The sequence below is a fragment of the Micromonospora sp. AMSO1212t genome (assembly GCF_008868145.1).
GTDB classification, from domain to species: Bacteria; Actinomycetota; Actinomycetes; order Mycobacteriales; family Micromonosporaceae; genus Micromonospora; species Micromonospora tulbaghiae.
The window spans coordinates 14,864-32,909 of the sequence record NZ_WBKS01000060.1 but is presented as its reverse complement, the minus strand read 5'-3'; the positions used below and the strand labels follow the sequence as shown (position 1 = coordinate 32,909).

General features: G+C 73.3%; 18 protein-coding genes. 12 read left to right on the top strand and 6 right to left on the bottom strand.

Annotation, left to right across the window (positions count from 1 at the left end):
* Positions 1-189 precede the first annotated feature (189 nt).
* Positions 190-1,092 carry a lytic polysaccharide monooxygenase gene (locus F8279_RS16900; RefSeq protein ID WP_091418834.1) on the top strand — a complete coding sequence of 301 codons (903 nt, stop codon included), beginning with the start codon at positions 190-192 and terminating at the stop codon, positions 1,090-1,092.
* Between the two features lies 1 nt (position 1,093).
* Here F8279_RS16900 and mgrA read toward each other — a convergent pair whose 3' ends face one another.
* A complete protein-coding gene (gene mgrA, locus F8279_RS16895) occupies positions 1,094-2,083 on the bottom strand; it encodes an L-glyceraldehyde 3-phosphate reductase (protein WP_091418836.1) in 990 nt (329 codons plus the stop codon).
* Positions 2,084-2,140: 57 nt separating this feature from the next.
* On the opposite strand from mgrA, the gene F8279_RS16890 reads away from it, so the two are divergent.
* The 4 genes from F8279_RS16890 to F8279_RS16875 all read left to right on the top strand — a co-directional run bounded on the left by F8279_RS16890 (position 2,141) and on the right by F8279_RS16875 (position 8,119).
* A complete protein-coding gene (locus F8279_RS16890) occupies positions 2,141-3,109 on the top strand; it encodes an aldo/keto reductase (RefSeq protein ID WP_091418838.1) in 969 nt (322 codons plus the stop codon).
* Between the two features lie 69 nt (positions 3,110-3,178).
* Positions 3,179-4,681 (top strand): magnesium chelatase, encoded by a 1,503-nt coding sequence (locus tag F8279_RS16885; protein ID WP_151500454.1) that lies wholly within the window; start codon positions 3,179-3,181, stop codon positions 4,679-4,681.
* Between the two features lie 2 nt (positions 4,682-4,683).
* Positions 4,684-6,639, top strand: coding sequence for a VWA domain-containing protein (locus F8279_RS16880; RefSeq protein WP_151500453.1), 1,956 nt, complete (start codon positions 4,684-4,686; stop codon positions 6,637-6,639).
* A 904-nt stretch (positions 6,640-7,543) separates the two neighbouring features.
* Complete coding sequence (locus F8279_RS16875; protein ID WP_151500452.1) at positions 7,544-8,119, top strand: hypothetical protein; 576 nt, start codon at positions 7,544-7,546, stop codon at positions 8,117-8,119.
* Between the two features lie 45 nt (positions 8,120-8,164).
* Here F8279_RS16875 and F8279_RS16870 read toward each other — a convergent pair whose 3' ends face one another.
* Positions 8,165-8,971 carry a hypothetical protein gene (locus F8279_RS16870; protein ID WP_091426714.1) on the bottom strand — a complete coding sequence of 269 codons (807 nt, stop codon included), beginning with the start codon at positions 8,969-8,971 and terminating at the stop codon, positions 8,165-8,167.
* A 74-nt stretch (positions 8,972-9,045) separates the two neighbouring features.
* On the opposite strand from F8279_RS16870, the gene F8279_RS16865 reads away from it, so the two are divergent.
* Positions 9,046-9,990: a Ppx/GppA phosphatase family protein gene (locus tag F8279_RS16865; protein ID WP_091426712.1), complete on the top strand. Its 945-nt coding sequence runs from the start codon at positions 9,046-9,048 to the stop codon at positions 9,988-9,990.
* A gap of 75 nt (positions 9,991-10,065) precedes the next feature.
* Positions 10,066-10,872, top strand: a complete 807-nt coding sequence (locus tag F8279_RS16860) for a sugar phosphate isomerase/epimerase (RefSeq protein WP_192580714.1) — start codon at positions 10,066-10,068, stop codon at positions 10,870-10,872.
* A 93-nt stretch (positions 10,873-10,965) separates the two neighbouring features.
* Here the strand turns inward: F8279_RS16860 and F8279_RS16855 are convergent, their stop codons facing one another.
* From F8279_RS16855 to F8279_RS16845, 3 genes are read right to left on the bottom strand one after another with little or no spacing between them, the layout of a single operon-like run.
* Positions 10,966-11,532, bottom strand: coding sequence for a CGNR zinc finger domain-containing protein (locus tag F8279_RS16855; RefSeq protein ID WP_018787720.1), 567 nt, complete (start codon positions 11,530-11,532; stop codon positions 10,966-10,968).
* 19 nt (positions 11,533-11,551) lie between these two features.
* Positions 11,552-12,718, bottom strand: coding sequence for a glutathionylspermidine synthase family protein (locus F8279_RS16850; RefSeq protein ID WP_151500451.1), 1,167 nt, complete (start codon positions 12,716-12,718; stop codon positions 11,552-11,554).
* A gap of 1 nt (position 12,719) precedes the next feature.
* Positions 12,720-12,995 (bottom strand): hypothetical protein, encoded by a 276-nt coding sequence (locus F8279_RS16845; protein ID WP_225853304.1) that lies wholly within the window; start codon positions 12,993-12,995, stop codon positions 12,720-12,722.
* Between the two features lie 118 nt (positions 12,996-13,113).
* Between F8279_RS16845 and F8279_RS16840 the strand changes: the two genes are divergently transcribed.
* Positions 13,114-14,034, top strand: a complete 921-nt coding sequence (locus tag F8279_RS16840; protein ID WP_091426705.1) for a proline dehydrogenase family protein — start codon at positions 13,114-13,116, stop codon at positions 14,032-14,034.
* A gap of 1 nt (position 14,035) precedes the next feature.
* On the opposite strand, the gene F8279_RS16835 is transcribed toward F8279_RS16840, so the two are convergent.
* On the bottom strand, positions 14,036-14,440 hold the full coding sequence (locus F8279_RS16835; protein WP_091426703.1) for a VOC family protein: 405 nt from the start codon (positions 14,438-14,440) through the stop codon (positions 14,036-14,038).
* Between the two features lie 75 nt (positions 14,441-14,515).
* On the opposite strand from F8279_RS16835, the gene F8279_RS16830 reads away from it, so the two are divergent.
* The 4 genes from F8279_RS16830 to F8279_RS16815 all read left to right on the top strand — a co-directional run bounded on the left by F8279_RS16830 (position 14,516) and on the right by F8279_RS16815 (position 18,018).
* Positions 14,516-15,310, top strand: a complete 795-nt coding sequence (locus F8279_RS16830) for an alpha/beta fold hydrolase (protein WP_151500450.1) — start codon at positions 14,516-14,518, stop codon at positions 15,308-15,310.
* Positions 15,303-15,872, top strand: coding sequence for a TetR-like C-terminal domain-containing protein (locus F8279_RS16825; RefSeq protein ID WP_151500449.1), 570 nt, complete (start codon positions 15,303-15,305; stop codon positions 15,870-15,872). Before F8279_RS16830 ends, F8279_RS16825 begins: the two co-directional genes overlap by 8 nt.
* Entirely contained in the window at positions 15,869-16,204 is a 336-nt protein-coding gene (locus tag F8279_RS16820) for a YrdB family protein (protein ID WP_151500448.1), read from the top strand. Before F8279_RS16825 ends, F8279_RS16820 begins: the two co-directional genes overlap by 4 nt.
* A gap of 116 nt (positions 16,205-16,320) precedes the next feature.
* Positions 16,321-18,018, top strand: a complete 1,698-nt coding sequence (locus F8279_RS16815; protein WP_151500447.1) for a hypothetical protein — start codon at positions 16,321-16,323, stop codon at positions 18,016-18,018.
* Positions 18,019-18,046 lie beyond the last annotated feature (28 nt).

Sequence of the window (18,046 nt, the reverse complement as noted above, 5' to 3'; positions counted from 1 at the left end):
GCGGGACGGCTCGGGGGACGGGGCCGGCTCGGACAAGGGACGCTCCTCGATCAGGGTTTCGTCACTGTAGGGCCCCTCCGGCGTCCGTCGCCGCCCCGGTTGTCCGTTCGGTCATGTCGCCTCGGCCGATCGGCGCGGATCGAACCTTTGGCGGCTCGCGGCCGTACCACTGCGCGGGAGGTCGATCACATGGCCGCACGTCGCGCGCTCGCCGCGCTCGCCGCCGTCGCGGCGACGGTGCCGCTGGGCGCCGCGCCGGCCGCGGCGCACGGTGCGCCGACCAGCCCGCTGAGCCGGGCCGCCGCGTGCGGACCCGAGGGTGGCCGGGCACAGACGCCCGCCTGCCGGGCCGCGATCGCCGCCGGAGCGGCGGTACGCGAATGGGACAACATCCGGGTCGCCCGCGTCGACGGGCGGGACCGGGAACTCATCCCGGACGGGGAGCTGTGCAGCGGCGGGCTGTCCGCGTACCGGGGACTGGACCTGCCGCGCGCCGACTGGCCCGCCACCACGCTCACAGCCGGTGCCCGGCACACGTTCCGCTACCGCACCACCATCCCGCACCGGGGCACGTTCCGGTACTACGTCACCACCGGCTCGTACTCGCCGAAGCGGTTGCTGACCTGGGCGGACCTGGAGAAGAAGCCGTTCCTTCAGGTCACCGACCCGCCGATCCGCGCGGGCGCGTACGAGATGCGCGGCCGGTTGCCCGCCGGGCGTACCGGCCGGCACCTCGTCTACGTCATCTGGCAGAACTCGGACACCCAGGACACGTACTACTCCTGCTCGGACGTGATCTTCCGGGCGGCGCGCGGTACGCCGGACCCGTCCCCGGCAGCGCCGAAGGCGAGCGCGTCGCCTCCGCGTACCCTCGCCGGGGCGGCGACCGACGACGAGCCTGCGGTGCCGGTCGCGACGGTGACCGACGGCGGACCGCTGTCCCGGCCGCTCGTGGTCGGCGCGGCGGCGCTCGTCGTCGCGCTGCTCGCGGCGGCGGTGGTCGGGCTGCGGCTGAGCCGCACCGGTGGGCCGCCGCCCGGGCGGCCGTGCGGTGTCCGCAACCACCGCGCCGGGCGGCGCCGGATCTGGTGACTCAGCCGAGCAGATCCTCGATCTCGGCCAGGTCGTTGCCGGCGAGGTCGAGGTTGCCCAGCGCGGCCACGTTGCCCTCCAGCTGGGCGACGCTGCTCGCGCCGATGATGAGGCTGGTCATGCGCGGGTCGCGCAGCGCCCAGGCCAGGGCGAGCTGGGCGAGCGTCTGCCCGCGCCGCTCGGCCACCGCCGCGAGCCCCCGGACCGTCGCCATCGTCTCGTCGTCGAGGTCGCTCTCGTTGAGGAAGACGCTCGTGCGCACCCGGGAGTCGGCCGGGATGCCCTTGAGGTAACGGTCGGTGAGCAGGCCCTGGGCGAGCGGGCTGTACGCGATGCAGCCGGCGCCGACGCGCTCCAGCGTGTCCAGCAGCCCGTCGCTCTCCGTCCAGCGGTTCACCATCGAGTACGACGGCTGGTTGATCAGCAGCGGCGTGCCCAGGTCGCGCAGGATCTCGGCAGCCCGCTCCGTCTGCTCCGAGTCGTAGTTGGAGATGCCCACGTAGAGCGCCTTGCCGGAGCGGACGATCGCGTCGAGCGCGCCCATCGTCTCCTCCAGCGGAGTGTCCGGGTCGAACCGGTGCGAGTAGAAGATGTCGACGTAGTCCAGCCCGAGGCGGCGCAGCGACTGGTCCAGCGACGAGATCAGGTACTTGCGCGAGCCCCACTCGCCGTACGGGCCGGGCCACATCAGATAACCGGCCTTGCTGGAGATCACCAGCTCGTCCCGGTACGGCTTGAGGTCGGTGGCGAGCAGCCGGCCGAAGTTCTCCTCCGCCGAACCGGGCGGCGGGCCGTAGTTGTTGGCCAGGTCGAAGTGGGTGATGCCCAGGTCGAAGGCGCGGCGGACGATGTCGCGCTGCCGCTCGAAGGGCCGGTCCGGACCGAAGTTGTGCCACAGGCCGAGGGAGATGACGGGCAGCTTCAGCCCGCTCCGGCCGCTGCGCCGGTAGATCATCTCGTGGTAACGGTCGTCGCTGGCGAGGTATGTCACCAGGTCATTCTGTCCGCACCGGAGTGCGCACGCAGCGGCGCGGGTACGTTCGGCCTCATGCGTTACGTGCCGCTCGACACCCCCAAGCCCATTTCCAAGATCGGCCTCGGCACCTGGCAGTTCGGCTCGCGGGAGTGGGGTTACGGCCCCGAGTACGAGCGCCGCGCCGCCGAGATCGTCCGGCGGGCGCTCGACCTGGGCGTCACCCTGTTCGACACCGCCGAGCTGTACGGCTTCGGCCGCAGCGAGCGCATCCTCGGCGCGGCGCTGGGCGACGACCGGGCCAAGGTCGTGGTCGCCAGCAAGATCTTCCCGCTGCTGCCGGTCGCGCCGGTGGTGCAGCAGCGCGCGGTCGCCTCCGCCGCCCGGCTCGGCGTCGACGGCATCGACCTCTATCAGGTGCACCAGGCCAACCCGGTGGTCGCCGACACCACCACCATGCGCGGCATGCGCTCGTTGCAGGACGTCGGGCTGGTCGGCGAGGTCGGCGTCAGCAACTACGGCCTGCGCCGGTGGCGGTTCGCCGAGGCCGCGCTGGGCCGTCGGGTGCTGAGCAACCAGGTCCGCTACAGCATGATCGACCGCGGGCCCGAGGAAGACCTCATCCCGTACGCGGAGCAGGCCGGCCGCATCGTCATCGCGTACTCGCCGTTGGCGCAGGGTTTCCTCTCCGGCCGCTACGACGCCACGAACCCGCCGGCCGGGGCGGTACGCCGGGCAAACCCGTACTTCCTGCCGGAGAACCTGGAACGCGGCACCCAGCTGATCGCCACGCTGCGCGAGGTGGCCGACGCGCACGACGCCACGCCGAGCCAGATCGCGCTCGCGTACGTGCTGCGGCACCCGAACGTGGTGGCCATCCCGGGCGCCTCCGGGGTCGAGCAGATGGAACGCAACGCGGCCGCCGCCGAGATCGACCTCGCCGACGACGAGTACGCCGCACTGGTCGCCGCCGCGCACGCGTTCCGCCCGGTCACCGGCCTGGCCGCGGTACCCCGGATGGTCCGCGCCCGCCTCGGGAAGTGAGCGGCGCTCCGGGTGCGTTCGTGGTCGTGGATACGACGACAGGCGCACCCGGAGCCGGACCGCGCTAGCGTGGGTCGGGTGACCGCTCCCAACCAGGTTTCCCCGGTCCCGCCCGCCGACCTGCCGAGCACGCTCGGCGAGCTGCGCGCGACCGGCCACCAGTACCGCACGGTCAAACAGGAACTCCGAGACAACCTCCTCGCCCGGATGGGCTCCGGCGAGGACCGCTTCCCCGGCATCGTCGGCTACGAGGACACGGTGCTGCCCGAGGTCGAGCGCGCGCTGCTCGCCGGGCACGACATGGTGCTGCTCGGCGAGCGCGGGCAGGGCAAGACCCGGCTGATCCGCTCGCTCGGCGGGCTGCTGGACGAGTGGACCCCGGTGATCCCCGGCTCGGTGCTCAACGAGCACCCGATGCACCCGATCACCCCGGCCTCCCGGGCGCTCGTCGACTCGGCCGGCGACGACCTGCCGATCGGCTGGCTGCACCGCTCGATGCGGTACGGCGAGAAGCTCGCCACACCGGACACCAGCGTCGGCGACCTGATTGGCGACGTCGACCCGATCCGCCTCGCCCAGGGGCGCACGCTCGGCGACCCGGAGACCATCCACTTCGGTCTCGTACCGCGTACCAATCGGGGCGTCTTCGCCGTCAACGAGCTGCCCGACCTGGCCGAACGCATCCAGGTGGCGCTGCTCAACGTGCTGGAGGAACGCGACATCCAGGTCCGCGGCTACCAGCTGCGGCTGCCGCTGGACCTGTTGCTGGTGGCCAGCGCCAACCCGGAGGACTACACCAACCGGGGCCGGATCATCACGCCGCTGAAGGACCGCTTCGGCGCGGAGATCCGTACCCACTACCCGCTGGAACTGGAACTGGAGCTGGCGTTGATCCGGCAGGAGGCCGACCTGGTCGCCGTCGTGCCGGAGCACGTGCTGGAGGTGCTGGCCCGGTTCGCCCGCGACGTGCGGGAGTCCCCGTCGGTGGACCCGCGTTCCGGCGTGTCCGCCCGGTTCGCCATCGCCGCCGCGGAGACGGTGGCCGCCGCCGCGTTGCGCCGTTCGGGTCTGCTGGCGGGTTCGGCCGGTGCCGTCGCCTCGGGTGGTGTCGCCTCGGCTGGTGGTGCCGGGTCGGCGTCCCGTCCGGAGGCGCCGGTGGCCCGGATCGGAGACACCGTGTCGGTCACCTCCACGCTGCGCGGCAAGGTCGAGTTCGAGAGCGGCGAGGAGGGGCGCGAGATCGAGGTGCTCGCCCACCTGCTGCGTACCGCCACCGCCGAGACGTTCCGCGCCCGGCTCGCCGGGCTCGACCTGTCCGGCTTCACCGCGCTGGTCGCCGAGGGCGGTGCCGTCGAGACCGGCGAACTGGTCGCCTCGTCCGAGCTGCTGAGCCAGGTCGGCACCGTACCGGGGCTGGCCAAGGTGCTCGACCGGCTCGGGCTCGGCGACGCGCCCAGCCCGGAGGAGGCAGCCGCCGGCATCGAGTTCGTGCTGGAAGGACTGCACCTGACCCGCCGGCTCGGCAAGGACGTCACCGACTCCGGGCGGACCGTCTACGGGGACCGGGACTGACAATGGCCGGCGGCAACCGCTTCCGGTACGGGCAGTGGCGCGGCGGACCCGACCCGCTCGCCCCGCCGTACGACGTGCGCGCCGCGGTGGACGCGGTCGGCTCGGACGTGCTCGCCGGCGGCAGCCTGCGCGAGTCGCTGCGTGAGCTGCTGCGACGTGGTCCGCAGGGGCGAGGCGGGCTGGACGACCTGGCCGCCCGCGCCCGCCGGCTGCGCCGGGACGCGCTGCGCCGGGGCGACCTGGACGGCGCTGTCACCCGGGCCCGGGCACTGCTCGACCAGGCGCTCGCCGCCGAACGCGACGAGCTGCGCGGCCGCGACGGCGACGACGCCCGGTTCGCCGAGGCCGTGCTCGACAACCTGCCCCGCTCCACCGCCCGCGCGGTGTCGGAGCTTTCCGGGTACGACTGGGCCAGCGCGGAGGCGCGGCAGACGTACCAGCGGATCCTCGACGGGCTGCGCGGCGACGTGCTGGAGCAGCGCTTCGCCGGGCTGCGCGACGCGGCGCGGGCCACCGCCGACCCGGCCGTCCAGCGGCAGCTCGCCGAGATGATGCGCGACCTCAACGACCTGCTCGCCCGGCACGCCCGCTCCGAGGACACCACCGACGCGTTCGCCGAGTTCATGCGCCGCCACGGCGAGTTCTTCCCGGAACGCCCCAAGGACGTCGACGAGCTGATCGACGTGCTGGCCCGGCGCGCGGCCGCCGGTGAGCGGCTGATGCGGTCGCTGTCCGACCGGCAGCGCGAGGAACTGGCCGGGCTGATGCGCCAGTCGCTCGGCGACCGGCTGGCCGGTGAGCTGTCCCAGCTCGACGGCCACCTGCGATCACTGCGACCGGACCTGAACTGGCAGCGCGGCGAGCGGGTCCGCGGCGACGAGCCGCTCGGCTACGGCGAGGCCACCGGCGCGCTCGACGAGATCGCCGAACTCGACGAGCTGCTGGACTCCCTCGACCAGGACCAGCCCGGCAACACGCTCGACGACGTCGACGTGGAGGCGGTCGCCCGCACGCTGGGCCGGGACGCCGCCGACGACGTACGCCGGTTGCAGGAGCTGGAACGCGAACTGCGCCGCCAGGGCTGGGTCACCCGGGACGCGGAAGGGCTGACGCTCAGCCCGAAGGCGCTGCGCCGGCTCGCCGGCACCGCGCTGCGGCGCGTCTTCGCCGACCTGACGGCCGGCCCACGCGGCCAGCACGACCTCCGCTCGGCCGGCGCGGCCGGCGAGGTGAGCGGTGCGTCCCGCCCCTGGGAGTACGGCGACGAGCAGCCGCTGGACGTGGTGCGCACACTCACCCGGGCGGTACGCCGGGCCGGTCCCGGAGTGCCGGTGCCGCTCGCGGTCGAGGACTTCGAGGTGATGGAGACCGAACGGCGGGCGTCGGCGGCCGTGGTGCTCTGCGTCGACCTGTCGTACTCGATGATCTCGCAGGGGCGCTGGGGTCCGATGAAGCAGACCGCGCTGGCCCTGTCGCACCTGATGGCGACCCGGTTCCCGCAGGACGCGCTGCAGATCGTCGGCTTCGGCCGGGAGGCGATGCCGCTGACCCAGCAGGAGCTGGCGGCGGTGGAGCCGGACATGCAGCAGGGCACCAACCTCCAGCACGCGCTGCGGATCGCCGGCCGGCACCTGCGCCGCCACCCGGGCGCCGAGCCGGTGGTGCTGGTGGTCACCGACGGCGAGCCGACCGCGCACCTCGACCCGGAGGACGGTGAGGCGTACTTCCACTGGCCGCCGCTGCCGGAGACCATCTCGGCGACGATCCGCGAGGTGGACCGGCTGACCCGGTACGGCGCCACGCTCAACCTGTTCATGCTCGGCGACGACCCGGGACTGCGCCGGTTCGTGGACGCGGTGGCACGGCGCTCGGGTGGCCGCATGTTCACCCCTGACCTGGACGACCTGGGCGAGTACGTGGTCTCCGACTACCTACGAGCCCGCCACGGCCGCCGCTGAGTTCGCTCCCGGCACCCCTCTCTCGCCCTGCTCGCTCTCTCGTCCCTGCTCGCTCTCTCGTCCCTGCTCGCTCTCTCGTCGATCTTGGAGTTGTGGCGCCCAGGATGCCCGGTTCGCGGCGTTCGCGAGGTGCCACAACTCCAAGATCGACGGCTTGCCCGAGGTCTGGGCGCCAGTTCCTGCCGACCTCTCGGGCGAGCACCCGAGATCTCTCCGCGCTCGCCGATCTTGCACTTCGGTGCCCCGCAAACCGCGCGAACAGGGCACCTGGAGGGCTCGAGCTGCAAGATCGCGCGGGTGCCCCCTCCCGCCCCCTCGGCCAGCCCTGCCCTGGGTGGGTCGATCATGAGGTTGGCGGCGTTTGGTGTCCGGTTTGTCGCCGTTAACTTCATGATCGACGCGGTCGGGCGGCTGCGGTGAGGGTGCGAGGGCGCTTCGTGGTGTGCGAGCTGGCGTCGCGGGTCCGTGTGGGTGGGGTGTCCGGTTCGGGGGTGGTGGGCGGCACTCTGAGGGCGGAATCGTCGGTGGGTGGGTGGCGTTGTAACCGGGTGAGCGACCGAGCACCGGCGAGCCCCGCAAGAGGCCGCGTTGCCTGCGGGAACAGCCCTGGGCTGTCGGTCGTTGAGTTCGGTTCTGGCGACGTGAGCCGCGGGGAATGATCCCGGCGGGTTGGTCGTTGAACACGGTTCCGACGACGTGAACCCCCGCGCTGCTCCCCGGTGGCGTGAGCCCGGGAATGATGCTGGGTGGTGGGTCGTTGGACATGCTTCCGGCGCCGCGACGTGGCACCCCTGCCCCGCGGGCAGCCGAGATCCCCTCGAAGACTTTTGAGTGCCTGACGGTGCTCGCACCCGCGCCGACCCCCGTCGGTGTGGGCGTCGATCCCCCGAATGGAGCCCCCATCATGAACACGATTCTGCGGAAGAGCATTCTGGGTGTTGCTGGTCTGGCTTTCACCGGTGGTGTGTTCGCCGGTCCGGTCGCCGCTCACGCGGCGGAGACCACCACGCATGCGAAGCCGGTGTCTGTGACGGTGCAGGGTGACAAGCTGATCCCGCACGGTGTGCAGGGCGCCCAGTCGCGTATCGATCTGAACGACGAGCAGACCAAGAATGTGAAGGCGATCATCGCGGCGACGAAGAAGGCCGGTATGGACGAGCGTGCCGCGGTCGTGTCGATCGCGACGGCGTTGCAGGAGTCGAAGCTGGAGAACCTCGGCCACCTCGGCGACCGCAACGATCACGACTCGCAGGGCTTGTTCCAGCAGCGTCCGTCCAGTGGTTGGGGCACGGTGGAGCAGATCACCGACCCCGAGTACTCGACCACGGCGTTTCTGAAGGGTCTGAAGCAGGTCGACGGTTGGCAGGACATGCCGCTGACCAAGGCCGCCCAGACCGTCCAGGTGTCGGCTTACCCGGACCACTACGCCCAGTGGGAGCAGCAGGCCGCCGACCTCGTCGCCCAGCACTGGAACAAGTAAGACACACGCGTGAAGGCCGGCACCCCGAACCCGGGGTGCCGGCCTTCACTCGCTTGCCGGGTGCGGGGCGACCTGACCCTGGCGCTGCCGGGCGGCGCAGAGTTCGGCCAGCTTCGCGTACGCGGGCGCGCCGATCAGCGCGGTCAGCTCCGGGCCGTACGAGACGTACATCGGCTCGGCGCCGACGTGCGCGTCGGTGGAGGAGGTGCACCACCAGTCGAGGTCGTGCCCGCCGGCGCCCCAGCCGCGCCTGTCGAACTCGGCGAGCGTGGAGATCAGCACCTTCGTGTTGTCCGGCCGCTTGTGCCACTCCTGGTCGCGGCGTACGGGCAACTGCCAGCAGACGTCCGGCTTGTACTCCAGGGGGTGCACCCCGTCGCGCAGCGCCTGGGCGTGCAGCGCGCAGCCGCCACCGCCGGCGAAGTCGGCGTCGTTGAGGAACACGCAGGGGGCGTCCACGTCGCGGGTGGCCGTACGCCGGGCCGGGGTCTTGCCGTCGACCGTGTCGTTCTCGGTCCAGTTCTTGAACCCGCGCCGGAAGTGCTGCCACGTCTGCGGCGTCAGCCGCTTCACCGCGGCACGGACCCGCTTCTCGTCGTCGGAGTCGGTGAAGAACGCGCCGTGCGAGCAGCACCCGTCGGCGGCGCGTCCGGCGACGATGCCGTGGCAGCCCTGGCCGAAGATGCACGTCCAGCGGGACAGCAGCCAGGTCAGGTCGGCGCGGACGACGTGCTTCGGGTCGGCCGGGTCGACGAACTCGATCCACTCCCGGGGAAAGTCCAGCCCGACCTCGCGGCTGCGCGGGTCCTCGGGGTCGTCCACCAGCACGTGAAGCTCGATCTGCCCTGTCACTCGGACCAGCGTACGCGCGGTGACCCCGCCCGGCCGTCGAGCCGACGAAACGTGTTGGCCCTAGGGTCTTTCCCATGCGACTGGGTGTCCTCGACGTCGGTTCCAACACGGTGCACCTGCTGGTGGTCGACGCCCACCACGGCGCGCATCCGTGGCCGGCGCACTCGGAGAAGGTGGTGCTGCGGCTGGCCGAGCAGATCGGGCCGGACGGCGCGCTCACGGTCGGGGGCGCGGACGGCCTGGTCAAGGCGGTCGGTATGGCTCGGGCGGCGGCTGACGGGCTGGGCGCCGAGGATCTGCTGGCGTTCGCCACGAGCGCGGTCCGCGACGCCACGAACGCCGCCGACGTGCTGGCCCGCGTCCGCGACGAGACGGGCGTACGCCTGGAGGTGCTCTCCGGCGCGGACGAGGCGCGGATGACGTTCCTGGCGGTGCGGCGGTGGTTCGGCTGGTCGGCGGGCCGGCTGCTGGCGATGGACATCGGCGGCGGCTCGCTGGAGCTTGCCGCGGGGATCGACGAGCACCCGGACGTGGCGATCTCGCTGCCGCTCGGCGCGGGGCGGCTCAGCCGGGAGCGGCTCGCCGTGGATCCGGCCGGCACGGCGCCGCCGTCGGCCGGGGCCGTGGAGGAACTGCGGGCGTACGTGGACGCGCAGCTCGACCCGGTGGTGGAGCAGTTGACGGCGGTGGGCTGGGAGCGTCCGGTCGCCACCTCGAAGACGTTCCGCATGCTGGCCCGGCTGGCCGGCGCCGCGCCCTCCGGCGCGGGGCTGTGGGCGCGGCGCAGCCTGACCCGTACCGGGCTGCGGCAGGTGCTCGGGTTCATCAGGCACATCCCCCCGGCCCAGTTGCCCGAGCTGGAGGGGGTGAGCGCGCAGCGGGCACACCAGCTCCTCGCGGGCGCGGTGGTGGCCGAGGCGGTGATGCGGCGCCTCGACGTGGACTGCGTGGACATCTGCCCGTGGGCGCTGCGGGAGGGCGTCATCCTGCGCCGGCTGGATCAGCTCGCGCCGATGTGACCGTACGAGCGCTCTGGGTTGCTTTGCGGTTGCTCGTCCCGATGCTCGCTGGCGGTTGGGGCTACCCTCGAAGGCGTGACCTACCGCGTTCCGGTGCTCCTGTCCACGTCCTCGGTCTTCCCCGAACGGACCGCGGCGGCGTTCCAGCTCGCCGCCGAGCTCGGCTACGACGGCATCGAGGTGATGGTCTGGACCGACCCGGTCAGCCAGGACGCGGGCGCGCTGCGCGGCCTCGCCGAGCACTACGGCGTCCCGGTGTTGTCGGTGCACGCCCCCTGCTTGCTCGTCACCCAGCGGGTGTGGAGCCCCGACCCGTGGGAGCGGCTGCGTAGGGCCGCCGAGCTGGCCGAGACGCTGGAGGCGCCGACCGTCGTGGTGCACCCGCCGTTCACCTGGCAGCGCGACTACGCGCGCACCTTCGCCGACGGGCTCGACACCATCGCCGGGCAGTTCGGCGGCGTGCACTTCGGGGTGGAGAACATGTACCCGGTGCGGATGGCCGGGCGGCAGTTCGTCCCGTACGCGCCGGGCTGGGATCCGACCGAGATCGGGTACGCCTCCTACACGCTGGACCTGTCGCACTGCGCGGCCTCGCACACCGACGCGATGGCGATGGCCGACCGGATGGGTTCCGGGCTGGCGCACGTGCACCTGGGCGACGGCACCGGCGAGGGCCGTGACGAGCACCTGGTGCCCGGTCGCGGTGGTCAGCCCTGCGCGGAGATGCTCCGCTCGCTGGCGGGGCGGGGCTTCACCGGCTCGGTCGCGGTGGAGGTGACCACCCGGGGCGCGAAGAGCCGCGCGGTCCGCGAGGCGGACCTGCGGGAGTCGCTGGAGTTCGCCCGGGCCAACCTGACCGCGCCTTCCCCGGTCGACGTCTGACCGGCCGCGCCGCCCCGGCCGCTCGCACGCGGCTGGGGTGGCGCTTGCGGACGCGGCGGCGCGTCGGCCCGAGGGCCGGTGTGTACGCCTGGGTCAGCTCACCGGGGACAGCGGCTGCGCCGGGACGGCCTGCTCGCCGACCGCTGCCCGCTTGCGGGCCCGATGCGCGGCCACGTGCGAGCGGGTGGCGCAGCGCTCGGAGCAGAACCGCCGGCAGCAGTTGGACGAGGTGTCCAGGTAGACGTTGCCGCAGCGGTCGTCGGCGCAGACGCCGAAGCGGGCGCTGCCGTACTCGCAGAGCCACACCGACAGACCCCAGACCGCACCGGCCAGGTATTCGGAGGAGACCGAGGCGCCGCGGCTGGTCACGTGCATGTGCCAGTCCGAGGAGTCGTGGCCGGAGATGCGTGGCTGCACCGGGAACGCCTCGAGCAGCGCGTTCAGCTCCGCCACCGCCTCGTTGTCCCGGCCCGAGGTGCCGTACTCGAAGACGTCCCGGAGGCGCTTCTGCGCCCGCCGGAAGATCGCCAGGTCCCGTTCCGCGACCTCGTCGCGCATCCAGCCCTGCTCGTCCGAGAAGACGGCCCGCAGGCCGTCCAGGTCGTCCAGCCGGGCGTTGACGAGCTCGACCCCGGTCCGGGCGTACGCGTCGAAGTTCACGACACCAACGGTAGACGACTCAGAGCACACGCGGTGCGTCGATGTAGTGGGGCAGGAACCGCGCGTAACCGTCAGTGATGAGGCTCTCGCTCTCGCGTACGCCGGCGCCGGCCGACTCGCCGTCCACGATCCAGCTGCCGAGCACCGTCCGGTTGCCCTCGAACTCGGGCAACGCGCGGAACTCCTGGAAGCAGAAGCCCTCGTCGCCGTAGATCCCCGGGTTGGTGATCTCCGTGTCGCCGGTCACGATGCGTACCGAGCCGCCCTCCCGGCCGAGCAGCGGCTTGGCCACGTACTCGGTCATGCCGCGCGGCGAGTCCAGGTACGCGGGGAGCAGGTAGTCGTGCCCCGGGTACATCTCCCAGAGCACCGCCAGCAGCGCCTTGTTCGACAGCAGCAGCTTCCAGGCCGGCTCGATCCAGGTGGTGGGCGTGCCCGGGTCCAGCGCCGGCCGCCCGTACGGCTCGGCCAGCATCCACTCCCAGGGGTAGAGCTTGAAGCAGGTGGTGATCGGCCGGTCGTCGGCGTCGACGAAGCGCCGCCCGTCCCAGCCGACCCGCTGGATCGGCATGAGCGTCACGTCCAGCCCGGCCTGGCGGGCCGTCTCGGCCAGATAACCGGCGGTGATCTGGTCCTCGCCCGACTCCTCCTCGTCGGACCAGAGCACGTGCGCCCGGGGCTCGTGCAGCCCGGCGCCGATCTTGGCCCAGGCGCCGACCAGCCGTTCGTGCAGGCTGTTCCACTGGTCGGCGTCCGGCCGGGTGTGCTCCAGCCAGTACCACTGCACGATGCTCGCCTCGACGAGCGCCGTCGGGGTGTCGGCGTTGTACTCCAGCATCTTCGGCGGCCCGCTGCCGTCGTACCAGAGGTCGAACCGGCCGTAGAGCGTCGGCGGGGACTCGCGCAGCGAGCGGGCGACCGCCTCGGCGGCCCACTGGGGGATGCCGAACTCGGCGTACCGGCGGCGGGCCACCACGTGCTCGGCGGCGGCCACCGACATCCGGTGCAGCTCCTCCGTGGCCTCCTCCAGCCGGAGCACCTCGTCGAGCGTGAACGAGTACGCCGCCGTCTCGTCCCAGTACGACATGATCTCGCCGTCGGGCAGCTCGGTGTCGACGTACACCAGGCCCTGGGCCCGGATGGTCTCGTCCCAGCCGGGGCGCGGCGTGCTCGCCTCGCGGCGCACGTCAGCCGCCGCAGGAGGCGAGGTGGGTGCCGAAGCCGCCCCGCTCGGGCAGCGCGGCGGTCGGGGCGGGCTCGCCGCGCGCGGCGGTGGCCGGAGCGGGGACACGCAGCGCGACCGCGACGGTGTCGCCGCCCCCGCCGGCCGGCCCGAGCGCGCAGTCGTCATCGTCGTCGTCGTAACCGTTGTTGCAGCCGGAGAGCGCGAGGGCCAGCGCGGTCAGCGCGCCGAGCTGCACGGAGGCCGAGCGGAGCCGGCGCCGGGGGTGTCGTCGATCCACGTGAACGTTGTAGCCGATCCCCGCCAGCCGTGGGTGCCCGGCCCGGACCGCGGGGCGGGAGGGAGTGGGCCTCGGACGCACCCGGCGAGGGCCCGGTGGTGAGCGTTACGCTCGGCTCATGCTCCGTTCCGTCATCCTCGCCGCCTCCCGGTCTTCCCAGGTGGAGCGGCTCGTCGCGACGGCCCCGTTCACCCGGGACGTCGTCCGCCGGTTCGTCGCCGGCGCCGCCACCGACGACGCGCTGCGCGCCACCCGCGAGCTTGTCGCCGACGGCCAAGCGGTCACCCTCGACTACCTGGGCGAGGACACCACCACCCCGGAGCAGGCGAACGCCACCCGGGACGAGTACCTCACGCTGCTCAGCGGCCTCGCCGCCGCCGGGCTCACCCCGGCCGCCGAGGTCAGCGTGAAGCTGTCCGCGCTGGGCCAGATGTTCGACGAGCAGCTCGCGTACGACAACGCGCGGGCGATCTGCGCGGCGGCCGACGCGGCGGGCACCACTGTCACGCTGGACATGGAGGACCACACCACCACCGACTCGACGCTGGACATCCTGGCGAAGCTGCGCAAGGACCACCCGGGTACGGGCGCGGTGCTCCAGGCGTACCTGCGGCGGACCGAGTCGGACTGCCGGGAGCTGGCCTCGGCCGGGTCGCGGGTGCGGCTGTGCAAGGGCGCGTACAAGGAGCCGGAGTCGGTGGCGTACCAGTCCGCCCGCGAGGTGGACAAGTCGTACGTGCGCTGCATGAACGTGCTGATGTCCGGCGACGGCTACCCGATGCTCGCCACGCACGACCCGCGGCTGATCGCGATCGGCGAGGACCGGGCGCGCTGGTTCGACCGCGACCCGGGGCGGTTCGAGTTCCAGATGCTCTACGGCATCCGCCCGGAGGAGCAGCAACGTCTGGTCGGCGAGGGCTACACGGTGCGGACCTACGTGCCCTACGGCGACCAGTGGTACGGCTATCTGATGCGCCGGCTCGCGGAGCGCCCGGCCAACCTGGCGTTCTTCGGCCGCGCGGTGCTGTCGAAGAAGTGAGTCAGTCGTTCGACCAGGCCCGGGTGCACAGCACGAGGCGGTAGCCGTCCGGGTCGGCGAACGTGACACCCCACCTGTCCCAGTACGGGCCGGCGGAGACCCTGGTCCCGCCGGCTCGTTCCATTCTCGGGACCAGTTCGTGGTCGGCCGGGCCGTCGAGGTAGAGCACGAACAGGTCCTCCCCGGTGGGACGCGGCTCGACCGTGAGCGTCGAGCCGCCGACCAGTTCCAGGTGCCAGCCGGCCCCGGGCAGGCCGAGCATCACCAGGTCGTGCTCGTCCGCGTGACCGCCCTCGCTCCGGTAGAGCACGTCCAGGCCCAGCCCTTGCGTCCAGAAGCGTTCGGCGGCGGCGAGGTCGCGGCTCGGGCGGGCGAGGCGTACGTGGGTGTCGGCGGTGATCGGCATGCCGGGATCGTGCGCTCTCGCCTCGGGTTGAGGTCAAGCTTGACGAGCTTGGCTAATGATATTAGCTTTACGGCTATGATGGTTAGCCAGGTGGCGCGGGACGGCGGCACGATCGCGTACGAGGTGCACGGATCGGGGCCGCTCGTGGTCCTCGCGCACGGCATGGGGGAGAACCGGGCCGCCTTCCGGCACCTGACGCCCCGGCTGGTCGCGGCCGGCTACCGGATCGCCCCGGTCGACGTACGCGGGCACGGCGACTCCAGCCCGCACTGGCCCACGTACGCCCCCGAACAGGTGGGCGGCGACCTGCTCGCCGTGGTGCGGGCGCTCGGCGGCGGCCCGGCCACCCTGGTCGGCAGCTCGTCCAGCGCCGCCGCGGTGGTCTTCGCCGCCGCCGAGGCGCCGGAACTGGTGAGCGGGATCGTGCAGGTCAGCCCATTCGTCGGCACCCCGAAGCCGAACCCGTTGATGCGGGTCGCGCAGGCCGCCGTACTCCGTAGTCCCCGCCTGTTCGGGCTGTTCCACCGCACGCTGTTCCCGTGCGGGCGCCCGGCGGACGACGCCACGTACCGCAGGGAGCTGGTCGCGAAGCTGCGCGGGCGGATGGCCGCGGTGCGGGGCGTGGTCGCGCCGGCCGACCCGCACTGGACCGCGCGGGCACCCGAGGTACGCCGGCCGGTGCTGGTGCTGATGGGTACGAAGGACCCGGACTTCCCCGACCCGGGCGCCGAGGCGCGGGCCGCGCGCCGGCTGTTCGCCGTCGCCGAGGCACGCATGATCGCCGACTCCGGCCACTACCCGCACGCCGACCAGCCCGACGCCACCGCCGCCGACCTGGTCGATTTCCTGGCGGTGACGGCCGGTGCCTAGGGCCGGCCTGACCCCGGCGACTGTCGTGCGGGAGGCCGCCGTGCTCGCCGACGAGGTCGGTTACGACCGGCTGACCCTGGCCGCGCTCGCCGCCCGGCTCGGCGTCGCGCTGCCGAGCCTCTACAAGCACGTCCGGGGCGTGGACGCGCTGCACCAGAAGCTCGCCGTGCTCGCCACCGCCGAGATCGCCGACGTGCTCACGGCCGCCGCCGCGGGCCGCTCCGGTGGCGACGCGTTGCGCGCCGTCGCCGCCGCCTACCGGGCGTACGCGCGGCAGCACCCCGGCCGCTACCCGGCCGCGCAGCGGGCGCCCGACCCGGCCGACCCCGAGCACCTGGCCGCCGGAGAACGCGCGGTCGGCGCGGTCCGGGCGATCCTGCTCGGGTACGGCCTCGACGGCGACGCCGCAACCGATGCCATCCGGATGTTCCGGGCTGCCGTGCACGGCTTCGTCGCGTTGGAGGCGGCGGGCGGATTCGGGCTGCCCCGCGACACCGACCGCTCCTTCGACCAGATGATCGCGGGACTGGACCGCGCCTACCTCTCCTGGGGGAACCGATGACCGCGCTGCTGCTGGGCGTGATCTTCCTGCTGGAACTGGCCCTGCTGGGCTCGGCCGGGTACTGGGGCTTCACGCTCGACGCCGACTGGCCGGTACGCCTGCTGGCCGGACTCGGCGCGCCGCTGGTGATCGCCGTGGTGTGGGGGCTGTTCTGCTCGCCGCGTGCCGCCGTGGCGCTGCCCGACCCGGCCAAGCTCGCCTTCCAGGCCGCCTGCTTCCTGACCGGCGGTCTGCTGCTCGCCCTGGCCGGGCACGCCGTACCCGGCGTCGCGCTGGTGGCCCTCTGGGCAGCCGACAAGACCGCGCTGACGCTGACCGGCACCCCGATCTGAGAGATCTTGGTACGAACCGGCCCCTATCAGGGCGCTTTCGTACCAAGATCTCGGGGCGAGGCGGAACAGCGGCGGGACTCTTTCCCGGAACGCCCGATTGGTCGTACCCTTCGCCGGTGACCGACGGCGACGAGCAGCCTCCCGGCCGGACGACGGACGGCGACGAGCCTCGTTCCACCGGCAGCACCACCCCGGGCGCCGCCCCCGTCGCCGACGTGGATGCCGCCGACGCAGCCCCGTCGTCGGCGGACCGCGCCGACGCCGCACCCCGGCCCGCCGACGACGCACCGGCGGGCGACGGCGAACCCGCGCCCGGGTCGAGCGAGAACGCCGGCAACGCGCCCGATGTCAGCGACCCGGCAGCGGACGCCGGCCCGCCGCCGCGCCCGACCGGGGCGACCGAGGCGGACGCGGACCCGCCGTCACATCCCGTCGCACCCCCGGTCGCGGACACGAGTCCGCCGCCACATCCCGTCGCGGACACGAATTCATCGCCGTACCCCGTCGCGGTACCCGCGCCGTACCCCGGACCGCCGGCGCAGCCGGGCCAGGCGGGGACGCGGACGGTGCGGTCACGGCGGCGGTGGCCGCTCTGGACCGCGCTCGGGCTCGCGCTCGGCCTGGTGGCGGGCGCCGTGCCCGGCGTACTCCTGCGGGGGTCGGCGCCGGACGCGGCCGGGCGGCCGGCCGCGAAGGGCGACCCGGGCACGGCGGCCCAGCGGCGGCTCGGCGAGCGGATGCTCGCGCTGCTGGACCGGCAGGCCACCGCACTCGTCGGCGCCGACCGGACCGGCTTCCTCGCGATCGCCGAGCCGGCGGCCCGGCCGGCGCTGAGCCGCCGGTACGCGGCGCTGCGGGCGCTGCGGGTCACCACCTGGCGGCCGGCGGCCGACGGGGTGCCGGCGGAAGTCGGCGAGCGGCCGGGGGAGTGGCGGTTCGTGGTGACAGTCGGCTACTGCTTCGTGGTGCCGGACTGCGCGCCGAGCACAGTGGAGGTGGGCACTCGCTGGCGGCTGGCGGGGGAGGAACCCCGGCTGACCGCTGTGGACCCGTCGTCGACGGACCCGGCGGGCGTGCGCCCGTGGCAGGTGAACGACCTGGCGGTGGCGGTCGGCAAGCGGGCGGTGGTGGCCACCACGCCGGCCCAGCGGGGCAGACTGCCCGGCCTGCTCGCCCAGGCCGAGACCGCCGCCCGGGCCGCGGACCGGTACGCGATCGGCGGCCGGCCGCCGGACCGGTACCTCGTCTACTACGCCGGGAAGAGCGAGTGGCAGCGCTGGTACGGCGGCGGGCGGCCGAAGTGGACCGCCGGTTACGCGGTGGGCGTCGGGGGTGGACGTCACGACGTCGTGCTCAACGCCCAGATCGTCACCCCGGCCGGCATCGACGACCTGCTCCGGCACGAGCTGACCCACGCGGCTTCGCTGCCCGACCGGGGCTACGCCGACCGCGCGGACTGGTGGCTGGTGGAAGGGCTGGCCGAGTACGCCGGTGCCGACGGGCAGCCCGTGCACCGCTACGACGGCCTGGCCGAGGTGCGGGACCTGCTGCGCGGCGGGTGGTCCGGGCGACTGGACGCGGTGGCGCCCGCCGACGACGCGAGCGACGACCGGGTCGGCGGCGCGTACGGCGTGGGCTACCTGGCCGTGCGGCATCTGGTCGACAGGTACGGCGAGCAGCGGATGCTGGACTTCTACCGGGCCGTGGTGCACCAGGGCCGGACCCCGGAGCAGGCCGCCGACGAGGTGTTCGGCGACCCGTGGTCGATGCTGCACGACGACTGCGTCGCCTACGTGCGGGCCGTCGTCGGCTGACACGTCGACGCCTGTCGACGGGTCGTAG

Excerpts from the sequence above, each read along its gene's own strand:
- F8279_RS16835 (WP_091426703.1), bottom strand. The coding sequence starts at position 14,440 with ATGCCGATCACCGCCGACACCCACGTACGCCTCGCCCGCCCGAGCCGC.
- F8279_RS16900 (WP_091418834.1), top strand. The coding sequence starts at position 190 with ATGGCCGCACGTCGCGCGCTCGCCGCGCTCGCCGCCGTCGCGGCGACG.
- F8279_RS16875 (WP_151500452.1), top strand. The coding sequence starts at position 7,544 with ATGAACACGATTCTGCGGAAGAGCATTCTGGGTGTTGCTGGTCTGGCT.
- F8279_RS16840 (WP_091426705.1), top strand. The coding sequence starts at position 13,114 with ATGCTCCGTTCCGTCATCCTCGCCGCCTCCCGGTCTTCCCAGGTGGAG.
- F8279_RS16865 (WP_091426712.1), top strand. The coding sequence starts at position 9,046 with ATGCGACTGGGTGTCCTCGACGTCGGTTCCAACACGGTGCACCTGCTG.
- F8279_RS16890 (WP_091418838.1), top strand. The coding sequence starts at position 2,141 with ATGCGTTACGTGCCGCTCGACACCCCCAAGCCCATTTCCAAGATCGGC.
- F8279_RS16820 (WP_151500448.1), top strand. The coding sequence starts at position 15,869 with ATGACCGCGCTGCTGCTGGGCGTGATCTTCCTGCTGGAACTGGCCCTG.
- F8279_RS16880 (WP_151500453.1), top strand. The coding sequence starts at position 4,684 with ATGGCCGGCGGCAACCGCTTCCGGTACGGGCAGTGGCGCGGCGGACCC.
- F8279_RS16830 (WP_151500450.1), top strand. The coding sequence starts at position 14,516 with ATGATGGTTAGCCAGGTGGCGCGGGACGGCGGCACGATCGCGTACGAG.